14 protein-coding genes, 1 other RNA gene and 2 pseudogenes are annotated in these 17990 nt (G+C 38.8%); 10 read left to right on the top strand and 7 right to left on the bottom strand.

The genetic code is table 11. From position 1 onward, the window contains the following. Positions 1-4: 4 nt before the first annotated feature. Positions 5-703, top strand: a complete 699-nt coding sequence (locus ACNI3T_RS11400) for an SDR family NAD(P)-dependent oxidoreductase (RefSeq protein ID WP_418227916.1) — start codon at positions 5-7, stop codon at positions 701-703. Then, positions 703-2007 carry a cryptochrome/photolyase family protein gene (locus ACNI3T_RS11395; RefSeq protein WP_418227915.1) on the top strand — a complete coding sequence of 435 codons (1305 nt, stop codon included), beginning with the start codon at positions 703-705 and terminating at the stop codon, positions 2005-2007. The genes ACNI3T_RS11400 and ACNI3T_RS11395 overlap by 1 nt, the downstream gene beginning before the upstream one ends. Here ACNI3T_RS11395 and kdsB read toward each other — a convergent pair. Both kdsB and ACNI3T_RS11385 read right to left on the bottom strand, forming a co-directional pair. Further along, on the bottom strand, positions 1997-2749 hold the full coding sequence (kdsB, locus tag ACNI3T_RS11390) for a 3-deoxy-manno-octulosonate cytidylyltransferase (RefSeq protein WP_418227914.1): 753 nt from the start codon (positions 2747-2749) through the stop codon (positions 1997-1999). The two genes, ACNI3T_RS11395 and kdsB, sit on opposite strands and share 11 nt — an antisense overlap. 27 nt (positions 2750-2776) lie before the next feature. Next, a complete protein-coding gene (locus tag ACNI3T_RS11385; RefSeq protein ID WP_418228300.1) occupies positions 2777-4213 on the bottom strand; it encodes an ATP-dependent DNA helicase in 1437 nt (478 codons plus the stop codon). 123 nt (positions 4214-4336) lie between these two features. Here ACNI3T_RS11385 and ACNI3T_RS11380 point away from each other — a divergent pair, with 123 nt between their 5' ends. From ACNI3T_RS11380 to ACNI3T_RS11360, 5 genes and pseudogenes are all read left to right on the top strand, one after another. Further along, positions 4337-4999, top strand: a complete 663-nt coding sequence (locus ACNI3T_RS11380; RefSeq protein ID WP_405198569.1) for a hypothetical protein — start codon at positions 4337-4339, stop codon at positions 4997-4999. 22 nt (positions 5000-5021) lie between these two features. Next, positions 5022-5801 carry a DUF3822 family protein gene (locus ACNI3T_RS11375; RefSeq protein ID WP_418227913.1) on the top strand — a complete coding sequence of 260 codons (780 nt, stop codon included), beginning with the start codon at positions 5022-5024 and terminating at the stop codon, positions 5799-5801. Then, entirely contained in the window at positions 5798-6331 is a 534-nt protein-coding gene (locus ACNI3T_RS11370; protein WP_418227912.1) for an RsmD family RNA methyltransferase, read from the top strand. The genes ACNI3T_RS11375 and ACNI3T_RS11370 overlap by 4 nt, the downstream gene beginning before the upstream one ends. Positions 6332-6347: 16 nt before the next feature. After that, entirely contained in the window at positions 6348-6737 is a 390-nt protein-coding gene (locus ACNI3T_RS11365; protein WP_418227911.1) for a hypothetical protein, read from the top strand. Continuing rightward, positions 6706-7518: pseudogene (locus ACNI3T_RS11360) on the top strand (glycoside hydrolase family 16 protein); the annotation flags it as partial. The gene ACNI3T_RS11365 and the pseudogene ACNI3T_RS11360, both read left to right, overlap by 32 nt. A gap of 35 nt (positions 7519-7553) precedes the next feature. On the opposite strand, the gene rnpB reads toward ACNI3T_RS11360, so the two are convergent. Further along, positions 7554-7869: RNase P RNA component class A (rnpB, locus tag ACNI3T_RS11355), an RNA gene on the bottom strand. A 113-nt stretch (positions 7870-7982) separates the two neighbouring features. On the opposite strand from rnpB, the gene ACNI3T_RS11350 reads away from it, so the two are divergent. Continuing rightward, positions 7983-9905, top strand: a complete 1923-nt coding sequence (locus tag ACNI3T_RS11350) for a DNA polymerase III subunit gamma/tau (RefSeq protein ID WP_418227910.1) — start codon at positions 7983-7985, stop codon at positions 9903-9905. 2 nt (positions 9906-9907) lie between these two features. Further along, positions 9908-10492: a MiaE family protein gene (locus tag ACNI3T_RS11345; protein ID WP_418227909.1), complete on the top strand. Its 585-nt coding sequence runs from the start codon at positions 9908-9910 to the stop codon at positions 10490-10492. Here the strand turns inward: ACNI3T_RS11345 and ACNI3T_RS11340 are convergent. From ACNI3T_RS11340 to pdxH, 4 genes are read right to left on the bottom strand one after another with little or no spacing between them, the layout of a single operon-like run. Continuing rightward, on the bottom strand, positions 10489-11391 hold the full coding sequence (locus ACNI3T_RS11340; RefSeq protein ID WP_418227908.1) for a Ppx/GppA phosphatase family protein: 903 nt from the start codon (positions 11389-11391) through the stop codon (positions 10489-10491). The two genes, ACNI3T_RS11345 and ACNI3T_RS11340, sit on opposite strands and share 4 nt — an antisense overlap. Then, a complete protein-coding gene (gene ppk1 / locus ACNI3T_RS11335; protein ID WP_418227907.1) occupies positions 11388-13490 on the bottom strand; it encodes a polyphosphate kinase 1 in 2103 nt (700 codons plus the stop codon). Before ppk1 ends, ACNI3T_RS11340 begins: the two co-directional genes overlap by 4 nt. 5 nt (positions 13491-13495) lie before the next feature. After that, entirely contained in the window at positions 13496-13981 is a 486-nt protein-coding gene (locus tag ACNI3T_RS11330) for a SixA phosphatase family protein (protein ID WP_322302676.1), read from the bottom strand. Positions 13982-13984: 3 nt separating this feature from the next. After that, the gene (gene pdxH / locus ACNI3T_RS11325) at positions 13985-14629 is read right to left on the bottom strand and encodes a pyridoxamine 5'-phosphate oxidase (protein ID WP_418227906.1); all 645 of its coding nucleotides are present in this window, start codon (positions 14627-14629) and stop codon (positions 13985-13987) included. A 608-nt stretch (positions 14630-15237) separates the two neighbouring features. Here pdxH and ACNI3T_RS11320 point away from each other — a divergent pair. Continuing rightward, positions 15238-17990: pseudogene (locus tag ACNI3T_RS11320) on the top strand (PKD domain-containing protein); the annotation flags it as partial.

Below are 17990 nucleotides of genomic sequence, written 5' to 3'. Positions count from 1 at the left end.
TATTATGAAAAAGAATATAGTTATTATAGGAGGAAGTAGTGGAATAGGAAATGAAATTTCAGAAATGCTGAAGGCAGATCATGAGATTTATGCTCTTTCTAGATCGAAAGGAGATCTGGACACAGATCATGTGAAGCATTTTGAATTTGATGTGCTGGAAAATGATATTTCAGAGATAGATCTTCCGGATCAAATCGACGGACTGGTTTATTGCCCAGGATCTATAGATTTAAAACCTTTCAAAATGATGAAACCTGAGAGCTTCGAAAAAGAGATGAATCTTAATTTCTTCGGACTTGTAAGGGCGGTTCACGGATTATTACCTAAATTAAAAAAATCTGATCAGGCGAGTCTTGTGTTCTTTAGTACTGTAGCAGTAAAAGTTGGAATGCCATTTCATACCAGCGTTGCAGCAGCAAAAGGCGCAATTGAAGGTTTTGCTAAATCCTTAGCGGCGGAATATGCTCCAAATTTCAGAGTGAATGTTATAGCTCCATCGCTTACAGATACACCACTGGCAGAAAAATTACTTTCCAGTGATGATAAGAAAAAGAAAATGGATCAACGTCATCCATTAAAAAGAGTTGGACAGGCGAAAGATATTGCGAATCTTGCCGGATTTTTACTTACTGAAAAAAGTTCATGGATCACTGGACAGGTTTTAGGAGTAGATGGAGGTCTGTCTACATTAAACATTAATTAATGAAAACAGTGAATATTTTCTGGTTCCGAAGGGACCTTAGATTAGATGACAATGCAGGATTTAAGGCAGCATTACGGGATGAACATCCCGTGCTGCCTATTTTTATTTTTGATTCTGAAATTCTTGACAAGCTTCCCGAGGACGATGCCCGGGTTACCTTTATTTTCGACAACCTACAAAAAATGCGTGACGAGCTTCAGGATAAATACGGAAGCTCCATTGCAATGTTTCACGGTAAGCCTAAGGAAATATTTAAGGAGCTACTGGAATCTTATGATATTAAAAAGGTTTTCACCAATCGTGATTACGAACCTTATGCCAAAGAGCGTGATAAGGAGATTTCAGAATTATTGGAAAAGAAGGAGATCGAATTCTGTGACTTTAAGGACCAGGTGATCTTCGAAAAAGATGAAGTGGTTAAAGGTGATGGTGATCCATATAAAGTTTATACTCCTTACAAAAACCTCTGGATGGAAGAGTTTAAAAAGAAGGATCTTGACTTTCACTACACGACCAGATTTATGGATAACCTCTATGAAAATAGCAGGCTTCCAAATTTAAGTCTGAGTGACATAGGTTTTAAGGAATCAGATTTGAAGGTTCCAGACTACCAGGTAACTCCGGGTTTGATCAAAGATTACGAAGGAAAACGTAATTTTCCAGCTGTGGAAGGAACTTCACGCTTAGGTGCACATTTGCGTTTTGGCACGGTAAGCGTGCGTCAAATGGTTAGAGATGCAGATAAAGATCATAACAAAACCTTTCTCGAGGAATTAGTTTGGAGAGAATTTTTTATGCAAATTCTGTATCATTATCCAGATACAGTAACCGATGCTTTCAAGTCAAAGTACGATAGGATCAAGTGGCGTAACAACAAGGATGAATTTGAAAAATGGAAAAAGGGAGAAACAGGATATCCTTTGGTTGACGCCGGAATGCGACAATTGAATAAATCTGGTTTCATGCATAACCGGGTTAGAATGTTAGTTGGCTCCTTTCTCTGCAAACATTTACTTATCGACTGGCGATGGGGCGAAGCCTATTTTGCTGAAAAGCTTTTAGACTACGAAATGTCATCAAATGTTGGTAACTGGCAGTGGATTGCTGGAAGTGGTGTGGATGCAACTCCATACTTCAGGATTTTTAATCCTACCACTCAAATTGATAAGTATGATAAGGACCACAAATATATTAAGGAGTGGGTCCCGGAATTTGGCACCGATGATTATCCTGAGAAAATGGTAGATCATAAAGAAGCTCGTGAAAGAGCTCTGGACACTTATAAGAAAGCTGTTAGTAATTAGCTAGCAGTTTTCTGGCTTTCTCCAGGTCTTCTAGTGTATCAATTCCAATACTTTTCACACTGGTTTCAACCATTTTGATCTTCTTGCCATATTCAAGATACCGAATGCACTCTATCTTTTCTGAAGCCTCTAAAGGCAGCATTGGTAAACGATAGAAATCCATTAGTGCAGATTTTCTGAACGCGTAAATTCCAACATGTTTATAGTAAACGGTATCCACCGAAGTATCGCTTGGATAAGGAATTGGGAATCTTGAGAAGTATAACGCAGACTGGTCTTTGCCGGTGATCACCTTTACATTATTAGGATTATTGATCTCTTCCAGGTCTTTTAGTTCAGTTTTCAAACTTGCCAGATCAATTGCTTCTGAACCTGGTTGCTGAAAAACTTCCAGTAATTTCGTTAGACTATTGGTGTCAATAAATGGCTCATCTCCCTGGACATTTACTACAATATCCACATCCATGTTTTCCACAGCTTCCGCAATTCTATCACTCCCGCATTCGTGTTCTTTCTGGCTACGCACAACTTTTCCTCCAATTTTGATCACTTCATCATAAATACGATCATCATCTGTCACCACGTAAACTTCATCGAAAAGCCCGGTACTCTTAGCCGCTTTGTAGGTTGTGGCAATTACCGTTTGTCCATTTAGATCCTGCATTAATTTACCCGGAAACCTGGAAGCTTCATATCGCGCAGGGATCATTGCAATAACACGTAATTTTGAAGAATCTTGCATGTGAGAAATTTTATGTAAAAATAGGAATTACTTACCAGCGAAAAAATCGTCCCCGAAACCAATCAGATATAATTTCTCCTGGGCCCGGGTGATCGCAGTATATAACCATCTTAAGTACTCCTTCCCTACTCCGTTCGGCAAGTAAGGTTGCTCTATAAAAACATTTTTCCACTGGCCACCCTGGGACTTATGACAGGTGATAGCATAAGAGAATTTTATCTGGAGAGCGTTGAAATATTTATTGTTTTTCACATTCATGAACTGTTTGTACTTAGACCTTTCATGCGCGTAATCCTTTTTGACTTCCTCATAAAGTCGGTTTGATTCTTCGTAAGTAAGCGAAGGTGTATTCGTGGTAAGCGTATCCAGCATAATGACCGTTTCAAAAGGTCTCATTTTAGGATAATCAACCATTTGCACCTGTACTTCAGCAAACCTGAATCCGTATAATTCTTTAAATGCAAAGATCTCCAGCACTTTTACAATATCGCCATTTGCAATGAACCCGGCTTCACTGGTCGGTTTAATCCAGAAATAATTATTCTTCACGACCATTAAATAATCTCCAGGAGAAAGTTCATCTTCCTGAAACAGAATTCGGGATCTTATTTGTTGATTGTACATATTCGCCCTTTTATTAGACCGTACAATGATACTGGTATCTTCATGTCCATTCTCGCCATAGGAATCCTGAATAGCATCCATGATCTCATACCCATCAGTTAATCGAATCACATCGGCATTGCTGGAAAGCTCGAATTGAAAGCTTTCATAGAATTCCTCCTGCAGGCTTTCCCGGATAAGAGTCGCATTGTGCAATATATCACTGCCTTCACTTTGCCGTACTACTTCATCAAGTTCGATAAAAGAAACCTCCTTATTATAGTTAAGTCCCAGCGTCTCTTCCTCAAGCGCCGGACTAAGATCCATTTTTACTGGTGGTAGCTGCGCGGTATCTCCAATTAAGATTAGCTGACAATTGTGCCCGGCATAGACATACTCGATTAGATCATCTAGCAGTGATCCATTTTCGAAAAGTTTGGAGTTTCCACCATCATCTGAGATCATGGAAGCTTCATCAACAATGAACAGGCTGTTCTTGTGTTTGTTAGGCTGTAATGTGAATTGAACACCCCCATTTCCCGATTTCTTTGGAAAATAGATCTTCTTATGAATGGTAAAAGCTTCTTTATTGGAATAATTGGAGATTACCTTGGCAGCTCTTCCCGTTGGTGCCAGTAGAATTCCGGACTTTCGTATCTTCCATAAGTTTTTAGTAAGCGTACTTATTATGGTGGTTTTACCCGTACCTGCGAAACCCTTCAGTAAGAACAACTTATCTCGCCCTCCTTCCACCACGAATTTAGAAAGCATTTGTAATGCGATATCCTGTTTTGTGGTTGGTTGAAATTCAAGGTCCTGAATAAGTAATTTGAAGAAGGAATCCGGCGTGGGTATATCCATAGAAAGTGCGTAAAAACTCAAAGATACTAATGGATTTTTATGACAGAAACTTTTACGAATAAAAAAAAGTTGTAGATTTGCGTGTAACCCATTAACCTTTAAACTAAACTAAATTTTAAAAGCATGAGATTTGTAATTCAGATACTTCTTTGGTTGGTTATTATCTTCCTGGCATATCTTACTTTCAACGCGGTTTACGAACCACTACAATTTAATAAGATTAAGGAAAAGAGATATACCAAAGTAATTAAAAATCTTAAGGATATCAGAGCTGCTGAGCTTGCACATCAGGAAGTAACTGGAAAATTCACTGGTAACTGGGATAGCCTGGTTCGTTTCCTTGACACTGCTGAATTTGCGATCACGCAAAGACGTGATACTGTAATGCTAGACGAAGAGTACGCCAAAACTTACGGTGTAGATAAGAACATTGAAAAAGTGATCATTGACACTTTAGGTTTCGTGCCAGTAAGTGACTCATTGTTTAAAGGTGATAAAGAAAGATATCAAACCATGATGAATGTTCCTGTAGAAGGGGTGAACGAAAAGTTCGAACTTAGAGCAGGTACGATTCAAAAAGGTGATAATAAAATTCCAGTATTCGAAGCTAGAATTCCTAAAGCTGTAGTACTATCAGATCAAGATAGAACTCTAATTCTTCAGGAAAATGAAGTACAGTCTGTGGATGATGTAAACGGAAGATACATTAGCGTTGGTAGTATGACAGAAGTTAGTACCAGTGGTAATGGGTTTGACAGATATGGTGGAGATAGCGACAACGACTAGTAATATCAAAGCAAATAAAAAGATGTCCATTCAGGTTAGCCTGGATGGACTTTCTTTTTGTATCCTGGATAAAGAGCGCCAGGAGATCGAATATTTGAAAAGTTTTGATTTTGAAAAACAACTCGATCCTATAAAAGTCCTTTCCAGGATAGAACTTATTATTGAAGAAGAGCCCATTCTTCAGCAACCGGTTCAGGAAGCCAGTTTATTTTTCACCAATACACTTTTTACACTAGTTCCTTCCGAATTGTTTGACGAAGATCAGGCAGTAAGTTTCCTGAAGTTTAATACCAAAATACTTAAAACCGACTTTATTGCTCATGACGAGATCAATAATGAACTTGTTAATGTGTACATCCCCTACGCCAATATCATCAATTATTTCTTTGATATGTTCGGTGAATTTGAATACCGGCATAGTCTGAGTATTCTTATTGATAACCTACTGAAAATAAAATCTTCCGAAAAACCCAAGATTTATTTACATACTCATTTACATCATAACGAATTGGTAGTGATCCAGAACTCTAAATTGATCTTCGCTAATAGTTTCGAATTTGATACTAAAGAAGATTTTATTTACTACCTGCTATTCACTCTGGAACAACTTGAGCTCGATCCTAAAGAGGTTGAATTGATCTTGCTCGGTGATATCACAAAAAATTCAGAAGAATATAATATAGCGTACAGATACATCACGAATATTTCCTTTTTAGACGTATTCCATACTTTCAGTTTTTCCGAAGAAGCGAAGCCGAAATATCCTTTGGCCGAATATTTAAACATTAAAAGTCTATCATGAGAATAATATCAGGAAAGCATAAAGGAAGACGAATTACCGCTCCTTCAAAACTGCCGGTTAGACCAACGACAGATATGGCTAAGGAAGCGCTGTTTAATATTCTGAATAACCAGTATCATATTTCAGAACTTAAAATACTTGATCTATTTTCTGGAACAGGCAATTTGGCATTTGAATTCGGTTCCCGCGGCGCCAAAGATATTACTGCTGTAGATGCACATTTTGACTGCGTTAAATTTATTAAGAAGACTTCTGAAGAACTGGAGCTTTCAATAATAGCTATTAAAAGTGATGTTTATAAATATCTTGAAAAAGGAGCTACAAGATCTGATCTAATTTTTGCCGACCCTCCTTACGATTTTACTACAGATCAATTTGGAAAGATCGCTGAAATAATCTTTGATCGTGACCTGTTAAACGAGGATGGTTCATTGATTATTGAACACTCTAAACACACAGATCTAAGTCAGTTTCCCCATTATAGTCATCAGAGAAAATACGGAAGTAGCGTTTTTAGTTTCTTTGAATAATTACTACCTTCATACGATGACACACCAGGTAAGAAGACTTAACCTCACGTATGCTGATCTTGAACTACATGAACAATATGTGATTTCTACGATTAAGGAAGACCAGGTTCTTGATAAGGAACAGATCGAAGAAATGAGGGAAATCTTCTACGATCACTTTGGAGATAGAAAATGGGTATATATAAGCAATAGGAAGAACAAGTACAACGTTAATCCTGTTATCTATATAGATCTAATTCAAAGAAAATCTTTAATTGGGATCGCAATTGTACTACGTGAAAATGATGGTGCCCTTACTGCTAATTTTGAAAAACAATTTGCAACAATTCCTTTCGAGATGTTTGATAATAAATCTGAAGCTCTTGCCTGGGCCAATGGGATGCTTTCTCAGAATTCGAAGTTTTAGAAGGCTACAGTTAACCGCTACTACTATTCTATTTTTTACAGGTTTTATGATGAATGCCCAACAAATGAAACTGGTCTGGCAGGATGAATTTGATCATTCGGGAAAACCAGATCCTACAAAATGGAGTTATGAAACCGGATTCATTAGAAATCTGGAGGCACAATATTACACTTCAAGAAAAAAAAATGTACGCGTTAAAAACGGTAAATTAATTATAACCGCCAGAAACGAGTATTTTGAAAATCCTGATTACGATCCTACGATAAAAGATTATCGCATCAACACACCGGAAACCAACTACACTTCTGGTAGTATTCACACCTCGGGAAAGTTTGATTTTAAATATGGCCGAATAGATGTTCGTGCGAGTTTACCAAAGTCTGCCGGATCCTGGCCTGCAATTTGGATGCTAGGTTCAAACTTCAAAGACGTAAAGTACCCTGAAGCTGGTGAGATCGATATTATGGAACATGTAGGAAAAAACCAGGGAGAAATTCATGGAAGTGTTCATTATGCAAATGAGCAGAATGAGATCGTTTCAAAAACTGATACTACTTACGTCGATATTGTTACAGAAAAATTCCATGTATATGCAGTAGACTGGGACAGGGATCGCATCCAATTCCTGGTAGATGATGAAGTTTATCATACGTTTGAAATTGCAGATGCCGGAACTACTAACAATCCATTTAGAAAGCCATTCTTTCTATTGATCAATCTCGCACTTGGAGGAAAGTGGGCAGGAGAGATCGATGATTCAAATTTTCCGCAGAAATTCAAAATCGATTATGTACGAGTGTACCAACGAATAGAGAATAAAAAAGCAGGCCTATAAGCCGGATTCTGTCATCCGATAATAAGATCGGATTCCTTATCATTTATCTAAAATTAGCGTTACCACTAATCTTGAGCTGCCTACCCTCCGGCAACGGACGGGCGATCCTTAAATGCCGGTTTACATGGCATTGCACCGCATAGAGTTTACCTGGTTTCACTACAGCTTAACCTGTACATTCTTTCTGTTGCACTGGTCCTGATCTCACGATCGGTGGGCGTTACCCACTATACTGCCCTGTGGTGTCCGGACTTTCCTCTCCGAGGTATATGTCGAAGCGATAAGGCGGCCTGCTTCCGGCAAATGTAAGTCAAATTATGTTCATTTCTTAAGTCATTTGTTCATAAAAAACACCCCGGTCCACCTCGATTAGAATTGGGATTTTTATATTTGTAGTTCAATAGATTTTGATGGAACATTTTGTAGTATCAGCACGTAAATACAGGCCTCAAACATTCAAAGATGTTGTTGGACAGCAAGCGATCACCAATACGCTCGCGAACGCTATCCATAACAATCATCTCGCCCAGGCTTTGTTATTTACAGGACCTCGTGGTGTAGGTAAAACTACCTGTGCGCGTATCCTCGCAAAAATGATCAATCATGATGGTACTCAGGCTCCAGACGAAGATTTCGCTTTCAATATATTTGAACTGGATGCGGCTTCGAACAACTCGGTAGATGATATTCGGAATCTTATTGACCAGGTTCGTATCCCGCCACAGGTTGGAAAATATAAGGTATATATTATTGATGAGGTGCATATGCTATCTGCTTCCGCATTCAATGCTTTTTTGAAGACTCTTGAAGAACCGCCAAAACATGCTATTTTTATACTGGCCACGACAGAAAAGCACAAAATCATTCCAACGATCCTGTCTCGTTGCCAGATCTTTGATTTTAAGAGAATTACTGTAACAGATGCGAAGAACTATCTTGGTTATATCGCTGAACAGGAAGGTGTAAAAGCAGAAGATGACGCCTTGCATATTATCGCTCAAAAAGCCGATGGTGCGATGCGTGATGCATTGTCTATCTATGATCGTGTGGTCAGTTTCAGCGGAAATGAGCTTACCAGACAGGCAGTTACAGAAAATCTGAATGTTCTGGATTATGACACTTATATGCAGGTCACAGATTTGATTCTCGCGAATGATATTCCTCAATTACTTCTGAAATTTAATGAAATCCTATCTACAGGATTTGATGGACATCATTTCATTGCAGGACTGGCATCTCACTTTAGAGATCTTTTGGTTTGCAAGGATCAGAAAACCATCCAATTGCTAGAAGTGGGAGAACAAACAAAAGCTCGATATTTTGAACAGTCTCAACAAACTTCACATCAATTTTTGATGGAAGCAATTGAACTTGCAAATTCCTGCGATTTAAAGTATAAGACGAGTCAGAATCAAAGATTGCTGGTTGAACTTTGCTTAATGCAACTGGCTTCGATCACTTTCGAGACGCAAAAAAAAAAGTCTGAACGCAACATAGTTCCCCCGGAACATTTCACTCAGCATTCGGTTCAAATATCGAATGAGAAGAAAGAACTGCTAAGGGAAAATGAGCATGACAGCTCTACTCCTGCTGAAGAAATTGGTCTTCCAGATCCTAAAAAAGCACCGGAATCATGTGCTAAACCAGAAGAGGCAACTTATTATTCAAAAGAGAGTCCTTCAGATTCTAATGAATTTTCAGCCGCAACTCAGACTAAGGCTGCTGAAACCAATCCTGAAACCGATGCAAACCTTGATTCTTTAAATCTTCCGAAGCAAACATCGAACTCTACTGAAAAGACCGAAGTACAGGAATTTAGAAAAGTTGCTGAAGAAGAACCTGTTAGAACGAAAAAGATTCTTCCTGAGATCAAACGGGAAAAGGTATCTGGCCTGTCTTTAAAGAGCATTAGTAAAAAAAAGGAACTGGCGGAAAAACAAAAAGCGATGTTACCTGTTGAAGAGGTAATGGATGATGAGTTTTCCGAAGAAGATATGATACGGGAATGGAAAAATTATTCAGAAAAACTGAAGAATAAAGGTGAAAAGATTCTCGCATCTATTTTCGAATCGCAAACACCCAGCCTTGAAAATAGAGATATTCATCTCACCTTTCCGAATGAAACGATGAAGATAGATCTTGAACGGGAAGAGAACAGACTGATGAATTTTATAAAAGCCAGACTTAGAAATACGCATATAAAGCTGATCATTCATGTAGATGAAGCTGTTTCCAAAAAATACGCCTTTACTCCGCAGGAAAAATATGAAAAACTGAAAGAGGCCAATCCTCTACTCGACCAATTGCGAGCAACCTTTGATTTAGATGTATAATTATGTTGGGATTAAAATTACCTACAGACCCGAGATGGGCTGATATTGCAGAGAAAAATATTGAAGAGATCCTTGTTGATCATGCGTACTGTGAACAAAAAGCAGCTTCTACAGCGATTTCCCTTATTGTAAGTTTTCCGGAATATTCTGACCTGGTAAACGCCATGACCGCGCTTGCAAGAGAAGAAATGGGACATTTTAAAATGGTACACGACCGGCTGCTAAATATGGGATGTAAGATGGGTTGGGATCGTAAAGATGAGTACGTTATACAACTTTTAAAGTTTTTCCCTAAAGGCGGTAGCAGATCCACTCAACTAGTACATCGTCTTCTTATCGCTGGTTTGATCGAAGCCCGTAGCTGCGAACGTTTCAGACTACTTTCTGAAGAACTGGAAGATAAAGATCTGGCAAAATTTTACCGGGATTTGATGATAAGCGAAGCGAACCACTATACGATGTTCCTGAAATTCGCCCGGCAGTATGGTGAAGACCGGAAAATAGTAGATCAGAAATGGGAGGATCTACTGGAATTTGAGGCCAAAATCATGAAGGATCTGGGAACTAAAGAAAGTATTCACGGTTAGACCTTTTTCCTCTTAGAATCATTATAAAGAGATTTAATGATACCATCTGCAAGTCCAATTTTAGGTACATGGATCCAGTTGGCACGAGCCCACTTCATAGAATTTACATAGATCTTTGTAGCCGGGATGATCACATCTGCGCGGTCATTCTTTAGATCCAGTTCGGTGATTCGCTCCTCGTAAGTATAAGAATTCAGCTTTTCGTCGTAATCTTTCATATACTTCAAACTTAGAGCCTTTCCTTCCTTCTTTGCACTGGTTTTAAAAATATTGTTGATGTTTCCTCCGGAACCTATAAGATCGATATCATCGTAATCCCTGGTAGTTTCTTTAACCCATTCCCGCATTTCTTCCCAGGTATGATGCTCAACAAGATCTTCCATCATTCTTACAGTTCCTACTTTGAACGATCTTGAGGCAACCGTTTTCCCATTACTATACATAGTGTATTCTGTACTTCCACCCCCAACATCTACGTATAAATAGTTACAATCGTTCTGGATAAGTGCGTGAAGATCTGTAGCGGCGATGATCGCAGCCTCATGAGATCCGTCAATGATCTCAATATTAATTCCAGATTTCTCTTTAATTATAGCAGCAATCTCGTTACCATTAGTTGCTTCCCGCATTGCCGAAGTTGCGTAAGCCTTGTATTTCTCCACACCATGAGATTTCATCAAGAGATTAAAGGCATGCATAGTATCGATCATGCGCATGGTATTCTTTTCTGAAACTTTCTTCTTCAGAAATACATCTGCACCAAGTCTTATAGGAACACGTACCAGCGAGGTTTTGCGAAACATTGGTTCTTTACCTTCCTTTTCAGTAATAGTTGACACCAACAGTCTTACGGCGTTGGATCCAATATCTATAGCAGCGAAATTCTTTTGTTTGATCATTCGTAAATTTCAGTTTTTCTTAAATAATAATCATATAGCGCGAACTGGGATCTTACCCTTTCACCATTGGTACGTCGATAGGGATTGTCCATGCCTCTGCAATGTGTTCTGGCTTTCACATTATCACTCCAGCTAATTTCAAAGGTTTCTATAAGTTCCTGCTTGATATCCTCATCGTAAATAGGACAGGAAATTTCCACTCGTTGATCCAGATTTCTAGTCATAAGATCTGCAGATGAAATGTAAACCTTACGATTTCCACCATTCTCGAAAATATAAACCCTTGGATGCTCTAGAAATTTGTCTACAATACTAATAGCCTCTATGTTATCACTAATCCCTTCAATGCCAGGATTCAGGCAACAGATTCCTCGAACGATCAATTTGATCTTTACTCCGGCCTTGCTAGCCATGTATAATTTGTCGATCACTCCATTGTCTGACAAACTATTCAGCTTTAACCTTATACCTGCAGGTTTTCCGTTCTTCGCATTATCAATTTCAGCCTGGATAAGACTATAAATAACATTTCTTGTATAGTGCGGTGAAACGATCAAGTGCTTGTACTTGTTCACCTTGTAATTCGTCTCAAAAAATTCAAAGACCATATCTATTTCCTTCAGGATGGCAGCATCTGCAGTGAACAGCGTATAATCTGTATAAAGCCTCGAGGTATTTTCATTAAAGTTTCCTGTACTTATGAAACCGTATCTCTTGAGTTTACCTTCTTCTTCACGCTCTATCACACAGGTTTTACAATGTACTTTAAGTCCCGGAACTCCAAAAATCAAATTGACACCTTCTTCCTGCATTTGTTCGGCGTAACGAATATTCGCCACTTCATCGAACCTCGCTCGCAATTCGATTTGAACTGTAACTTTTTTGCCGTTTTTAACCGCGTTGATCAGGGAACTGGCGATATGTGAAATCTTTGCCAGCCTGTAAATTGTGATCTTAATTGTTTTAACCTTAGGATCCAGGGCTGCTTCTCTCAGGAATTTAACTACATAAGCAAAACTTTGGTAAGGTGTATATAATAAGTAATCCTTTTCAGCAATACCTTTTAGTACACTTGTTTGAAGAATCAGGCCGGGAATTGGCAAAGGTTCCCGTTTTTCGAATTGTAGCTCTGGCCGTCCCAGACTTGGGAAATCCATATAGTCCCTCCTGTTGTGATATCGTCCACCAGGAATGATACTATCAGTAGATTCGATACCCATTTTATTCATCAAATAAGTAAGAGTCTCGCTATCAATATTTTTATCATAAACAAATCGAACAGGATCTCCTTTTATTCGGTCCTTCACACTGTCTGAAATCTTTTCTATAAAACTTTTACTAAGATCGCTATCCAGATCCAATCCCGCGTCCCGCGTAATTTTGATCATGTGTGCCGAAAGACTTTCGTAATCAAAAATATTAAAAATTGTATGCAGGTTATACCGAATGAGGTCATCAAGAAGGATAATGTACTGCTTTCCATCCTCCTCTGGAAGTACAACAAATCGCTCGATATTCCGGGGAATTTCAATTAAAACATATCGCTTTTCCTTCGTTTTTCTCTTTAGGATCCTGTCTATTCCATCTTTCTGTTCTACTTCTTCGGTCATCACCATCTTCACCGCCAGATATGCTGCGGAATCTTTTAATGACGGCATTTCAGGAAGTTCATTCAGGATAATGGTAACCAGAGCCGGACTAACTTTGCTTAAAAAATAGTTTTTAATGAAGTCCTGCTGCTTGTAGGTCACTTCATTCTCATTAATGACATGGATATTATGCTCCTTCAGCTTTTCCTGGATATCTTCGAGGATCTTAAGACTTTCAGACTGTTGATCTATAACAATTTTAGTAATTGCTTCTAGAAGTTTACTCGCTTTAATTCCGCCAAGAACACTTTTGGCGGCTTTCCCGGCAAGATCAATTCTTTTAACGGTGGCATAACGTACCTTAAAGAATTCATCAAGGTTATTTGAAAAGATTCCCAGGAATCTCAATCTCTCGATCAGGGGCACTGTTTCGTCTGCCGCTTCCTGTAAAACTCTCGCATTAAAGCTTAACCAGCTTAATTCGCGGTTCGTATATTTCTTGTTAGCCATAAATTCTAGCGGAGATTTTTAGGAAATAGATGTAAAATGGTCTTTCCATTGTCAATATTTCGCCATGAATCAGCTTCAAAATCGATCACCGTGAGGCCAGTTGTTGGAACATTATCAAATTTCTTATCTCCAAGGAAATTAACGAGGATTGTCATAGCCGGATTATGGCCAAAAACAATAAGTTGATCCCGGTCATCAGGACATTGCTGTATCTCTCTAAGTAATTCGTTTTGATTGAAGGTATAAAGCTCCTCTTTTACTTCAAAATCTGGATCTGTTATATTCAGATTCTTCTTAAAAAGCTTCGCAGTTTCATGTGCGCGAACTGCGTAACTGGTCCAAAACAATCCACCTTGCTGATAGAAGTTCCGGAAGTTTTTTAGAACCAGCTCAGCATCCTTATAAGCTCTTTTCTTTAATGGTCGTTTGTGATCCGGAAGCTCATTCTCCCAGGATGATTTACCATGTCTTACTAATATTAATCGCTTCATAGATTATGGTGCTAAACGTTCGTAGTTCCAGGAGTTCGTAATTTTTTTGTAGCGTATGCGGTCATGCAGACGGCTTTCCCTTCCCTGCCAGAATTCAAAAATTTCTGGCTGGAACACATATCCTCCCCAGTCTTTTGGCTTCGGAATTTCTTTTGAATCATATTTTTCTTCAAGACTGGATAATTTTTCTTCAAGATATTCCCTCGAAGGAATTACAGAACTTTGATCTGATGCCATGGCCCCCAGCTGACTCCCTTTAGGTCTCGAATGAAAATATGCTTCCGACTCTTCTTCGGAAATTTTTACTGCAGTTCCCTGGATGATGACCTGTTTTTCCAGTTCTGGCCAGAAAAATGACAGGCAACAGTTAGGATTTTCAGCCAGAGCCTTTCCTTTATCTGAAGAGTAATTTGTATAGAAATGAAATCCCTCCAGTCCGAAAGCTTTCAATAGAATAATTCGTGACTTTGGGACCATATCTTTTCCAACCGTAGCGATGTTCATTGCATTGGCTTCAAGGATATCATCTAAGTTATCAGCCTGGTTGAACCAATCCTGAAAGAATTGTAAAGGGTCCTCAGGTATAGCATCATCTTCTATTCGATCTTTTTTGTAGGATTTACGGTAATCGTTTAGATTTTTGTTCATGTTTAGGCCGCTTTTCCTGCAATTTACGAGTTTCGAAAGTAAGATAGAAATGTTTCTGACGGATTCTAAAACATTTAATGATGGATGCAAAAAACATGCATTTTGTCGGATATTGTACACAAATCTTCTTTTTTACCGACAATATAAAAATTTAACGGACTACAAAATTTTTATTTACTTCAGCACTGCTAATCAGTACTTTATCCCTTGTCATTATCTTAAAAACAAGGAATTGGAACTGCAGAAATTATTAAATTCCTACAAAATTCTCACAGATAATTTTTCAATTTGCACTTTGTCACCCGATCTAAGGATTGGAAACCGCCATTGAACGAGATTATAACGCTTTATATCTAAAAAGCTGATTATTACACACTTCGACCTTTAATTCTATCTAATTTTACTTCAGAATAGCACCATAATAGAGTCACCCCCACACTTCTCTAAAGTAGTTCCTCAAAACTACAGGTTGTCTTTCAAATTTTATTGCATTCCCCAATTCAGAAGAAAAAAAGGATTTTCTCTGAAAGTCACAACTATTGAAATTATTCGAACAAACTCGCTAAGACCGAGAAAAAATAGAATTGATAATTCTAAACATTATTGATATGATTTGGAAAAATACCTTCAAGAAAACTACAGGTTTAACTTTGGCTAAAAGCTTAATATTAGCTTTTCTGGCAATTTTCCTGTTCAGTGCAGATAGTGCATATGCTCAAGTATTTACACCAGATGGTGATTTTAGTGCGAGTGAATATGCAGGTGGTCAGGTAAGAGATGTTGATCTAAACGCTACGGGAACATGTAATGTAAAGCAGGTTTATTCAATAGTTAAGAGTGACATTGAAGGGCCCTATCTATTGCTTGGATTTTACAATGGTAACGCAGGTCAGGCGACTTTCAGGTATTATATAGATACTGATCCTACCCTGGATTTGGTTTCCGAAACTTTTAAAGGCGAATCTTACAGTTTTCCAGGCGCAGATGTTGTATTACAGGTGAATGCCAGTGGTAATACGGCTTCTGTTTTTAAGTATAATGGAACAAGTTTAGTAAATTATACCGGTAGCGGAATTATTGCAGCTGTAGGTGATTATGATCCAGCTGATGACAAATTTATAGAAATAAAGATCCCATTATCCGGGGATGGTTCAATAATCGATGTATGCGATTTAGCTGAAGGCTTCAATATAAATCTCGGTTCTTATATATCTTTTGCTGGTAAAAGTATCACTGCCAATGTCTGTAATTATGAAAGTTTTGATATAGATATTGCGGTTAATGGAAGTATAGATGGATCGTCTTCTTATTGTTCTACACAAAACTCTACAGTTCTAACTCTATCAGGTAATTATGGGGCTATAGTCAAATGGCAAAAAAATGAAGGTTTAGGTTGGACAGACATTGCTAATACCTCTAATATTTATACTGCCACCGATGTTGCGGTTACTACCAGTTATAGAGCAATCATCGTTAATAACACCTGTCCTGGGAACGAGGTTGAGACTGGTACGGCTACAATAACGATTAATGAGGCTCCTACTGCGGAAGCTGGTCAGAACATGGAACTAACTTGTACTACCACTTCTGTAACATTAAATGGTTCTGGGGATTCTAACAATACTGATGCTGATCTTTCTTACGCATGGACGGGACCGGAAGGATTTACTTCTTCTGAGGCGATGCCAGGTGTTTCTGTAGTTGGAACATACACACTAACGGTAACTGATAACGACAACGGATGTTTTGTAACTGATTCTGTAGAAGTTACTCAGGATATCACTGCTCCTACTGCGGAAGCTGGTGAGAACATGGAACTTACCTGTGCCACTACTTCAGTAACTCTGAATGGTTCTGGTAACTCTACCAATGATGATGCTGACCTTTCTTACGCATGGACAGGTCCGGGAGAATTTTCTTCTGATATGGCTACTCCTAGTGTCACTGTGGAAGGTACTTATACACTGACTGTAACTGATAATGATAATGGTTGTTTTGCAACCGATACGGTGGAAGTAACTAAGGACGCTAACGTTCCTACTGCTTCTATCGATGGTAATGACGAACTAAACTGTAACAATACTGAAATTACGCTGAATGCTTCTGGATCTGTAGTGAACGGAACTCCTTCTTATTCCTGGACGATGGATACCGCTGATGGTACTGAAGTGGGAACCCAGGCTACTTTAGAAGTGACTGCTGCCGGAGTTTATGTCCTTACAGTGACCGATCTTGACAACGGTTGTTTTGATACGAATTCTGTTGAAGTAATTCAGGATAATACCGCTCCTACTGCGGAAGCTGGTGATGACATGGAACTTACTTGTACTACCACTTCAGTAACTCTGAATGGTTCAGGGGATTCTACCAATACTGATGCTGATCTTTCTTACGCATGGACGGGTCCTGAAGGATTTACTTCTGACGAGGCGATGCCAGGTGTTTCTGTAGTTGGAATATACACACTAACGGTAACTGATAACGATAACGGATGTTTTGTAACTGATTCTGTTGAAGTTACTCAGGATATCAACGCTCCTACTGCGGAAGCTGGTGAGAACATGGAACTTACCTGTGCTACCACTTCAGTAACTCTGAATGGTTCTGGTAACTCTACCAATGATGATGCTGATCTTTCTTACGCATGGACAGGTCCAGGAGAGTTTTCTTCTGATATGGCTACTCCTAGTGTAACTGTGGAAGGTATTTATACACTGACTGTAACTGATAATGATAATGGTTGTTTTGCAACCGATACGGTGGAAGTAACTAAGGACGCTAACGTTCCTACTGCTTCTATCGATGGTAATGAAGAATTAAACTGTAACAATACTGAAATTACGCTGGATGCTTCTGGATCTGTAGTGAACGGAACTCCTTCTTATTCCTGGACGATGGATACCGCTGATGGTACTGAAGTGGGAACCCAGGCTACTTTAGAAGTGACTGCTGCCGGAGTTTATGTCCTTACAGTGACCGATCTTGACAACGGTTGTTTTGCTACGAATTCTGTTGAAGTAATTCAGGATAACACCGCTCCAACTGCGGAAGCTGGTGATGACATGGAACTTACCTGTACTACCACTTCAGTAACACTAAATGGTTCTGGGGATTCAACCAATACTGATGCTGATCTTTCTTACGCATGGACGGGTCCTGAAGGATTTACTTCTTCTGAGGCGATGCCAGGTGTTTCTGTAGTTGGAACTTATACACTAACGGTAACTGATAACGATAATGGATGTTTTGTAACTGATTCTGTTGAAGTTACTCAGGATATCACTGCTCCTACTGCAGAAGCTGGTGAGAACATGGAACTTACCTGTGCTACCACTTCAGTAACTCTGAATGGTTCTGGTAA

It is taken from the genome of Christiangramia qingdaonensis (assembly GCF_048381525.1).
GTDB lineage: Bacteria > Bacteroidota > Bacteroidia > Flavobacteriales > Flavobacteriaceae > Christiangramia.
Note: the sequence above shows the minus strand (reverse complement) of the source record. Positions and strands in the feature narration are given on the sequence as shown.

Bases quoted from the DNA above. Each gene is read 5' to 3' on its own strand.
- ACNI3T_RS11400 (WP_418227916.1), top strand. From the start codon at position 5: ATGAAAAAGAATATAGTTATTATAGGAGGAAGTAGTGGAATAGGAAAT.
- ACNI3T_RS11395 (WP_418227915.1), top strand. From the start codon at position 703: ATGAAAACAGTGAATATTTTCTGGTTCCGAAGGGACCTTAGATTAGAT.
- kdsB (WP_418227914.1), bottom strand. From the start codon at position 2,749: ATGCAAGATTCTTCAAAATTACGTGTTATTGCAATGATCCCTGCGCGA.
- ACNI3T_RS11385 (WP_418228300.1), bottom strand. From the start codon at position 4,213: ATGGATATACCCACGCCGGATTCCTTCTTCAAATTACTTATTCAGGAC.
- ACNI3T_RS11380 (WP_405198569.1), top strand. From the start codon at position 4,337: ATGAGATTTGTAATTCAGATACTTCTTTGGTTGGTTATTATCTTCCTG.
- ACNI3T_RS11375 (WP_418227913.1), top strand. From the start codon at position 5,022: ATGTCCATTCAGGTTAGCCTGGATGGACTTTCTTTTTGTATCCTGGAT.
- ACNI3T_RS11370 (WP_418227912.1), top strand. From the start codon at position 5,798: ATGAGAATAATATCAGGAAAGCATAAAGGAAGACGAATTACCGCTCCT.
- ACNI3T_RS11365 (WP_418227911.1), top strand. From the start codon at position 6,348: ATGACACACCAGGTAAGAAGACTTAACCTCACGTATGCTGATCTTGAA.
- ACNI3T_RS11350 (WP_418227910.1), top strand. From the start codon at position 7,983: ATGGAACATTTTGTAGTATCAGCACGTAAATACAGGCCTCAAACATTC.
- ACNI3T_RS11345 (WP_418227909.1), top strand. From the start codon at position 9,908: ATGTTGGGATTAAAATTACCTACAGACCCGAGATGGGCTGATATTGCA.
- ACNI3T_RS11340 (WP_418227908.1), bottom strand. From the start codon at position 11,391: ATGATCAAACAAAAGAATTTCGCTGCTATAGATATTGGATCCAACGCC.
- ppk1 (WP_418227907.1), bottom strand. From the start codon at position 13,490: ATGGCTAACAAGAAATATACGAACCGCGAATTAAGCTGGTTAAGCTTT.
- ACNI3T_RS11330 (WP_322302676.1), bottom strand. From the start codon at position 13,981: ATGAAGCGATTAATATTAGTAAGACATGGTAAATCATCCTGGGAGAAT.
- pdxH (WP_418227906.1), bottom strand. From the start codon at position 14,629: ATGAACAAAAATCTAAACGATTACCGTAAATCCTACAAAAAAGATCGA.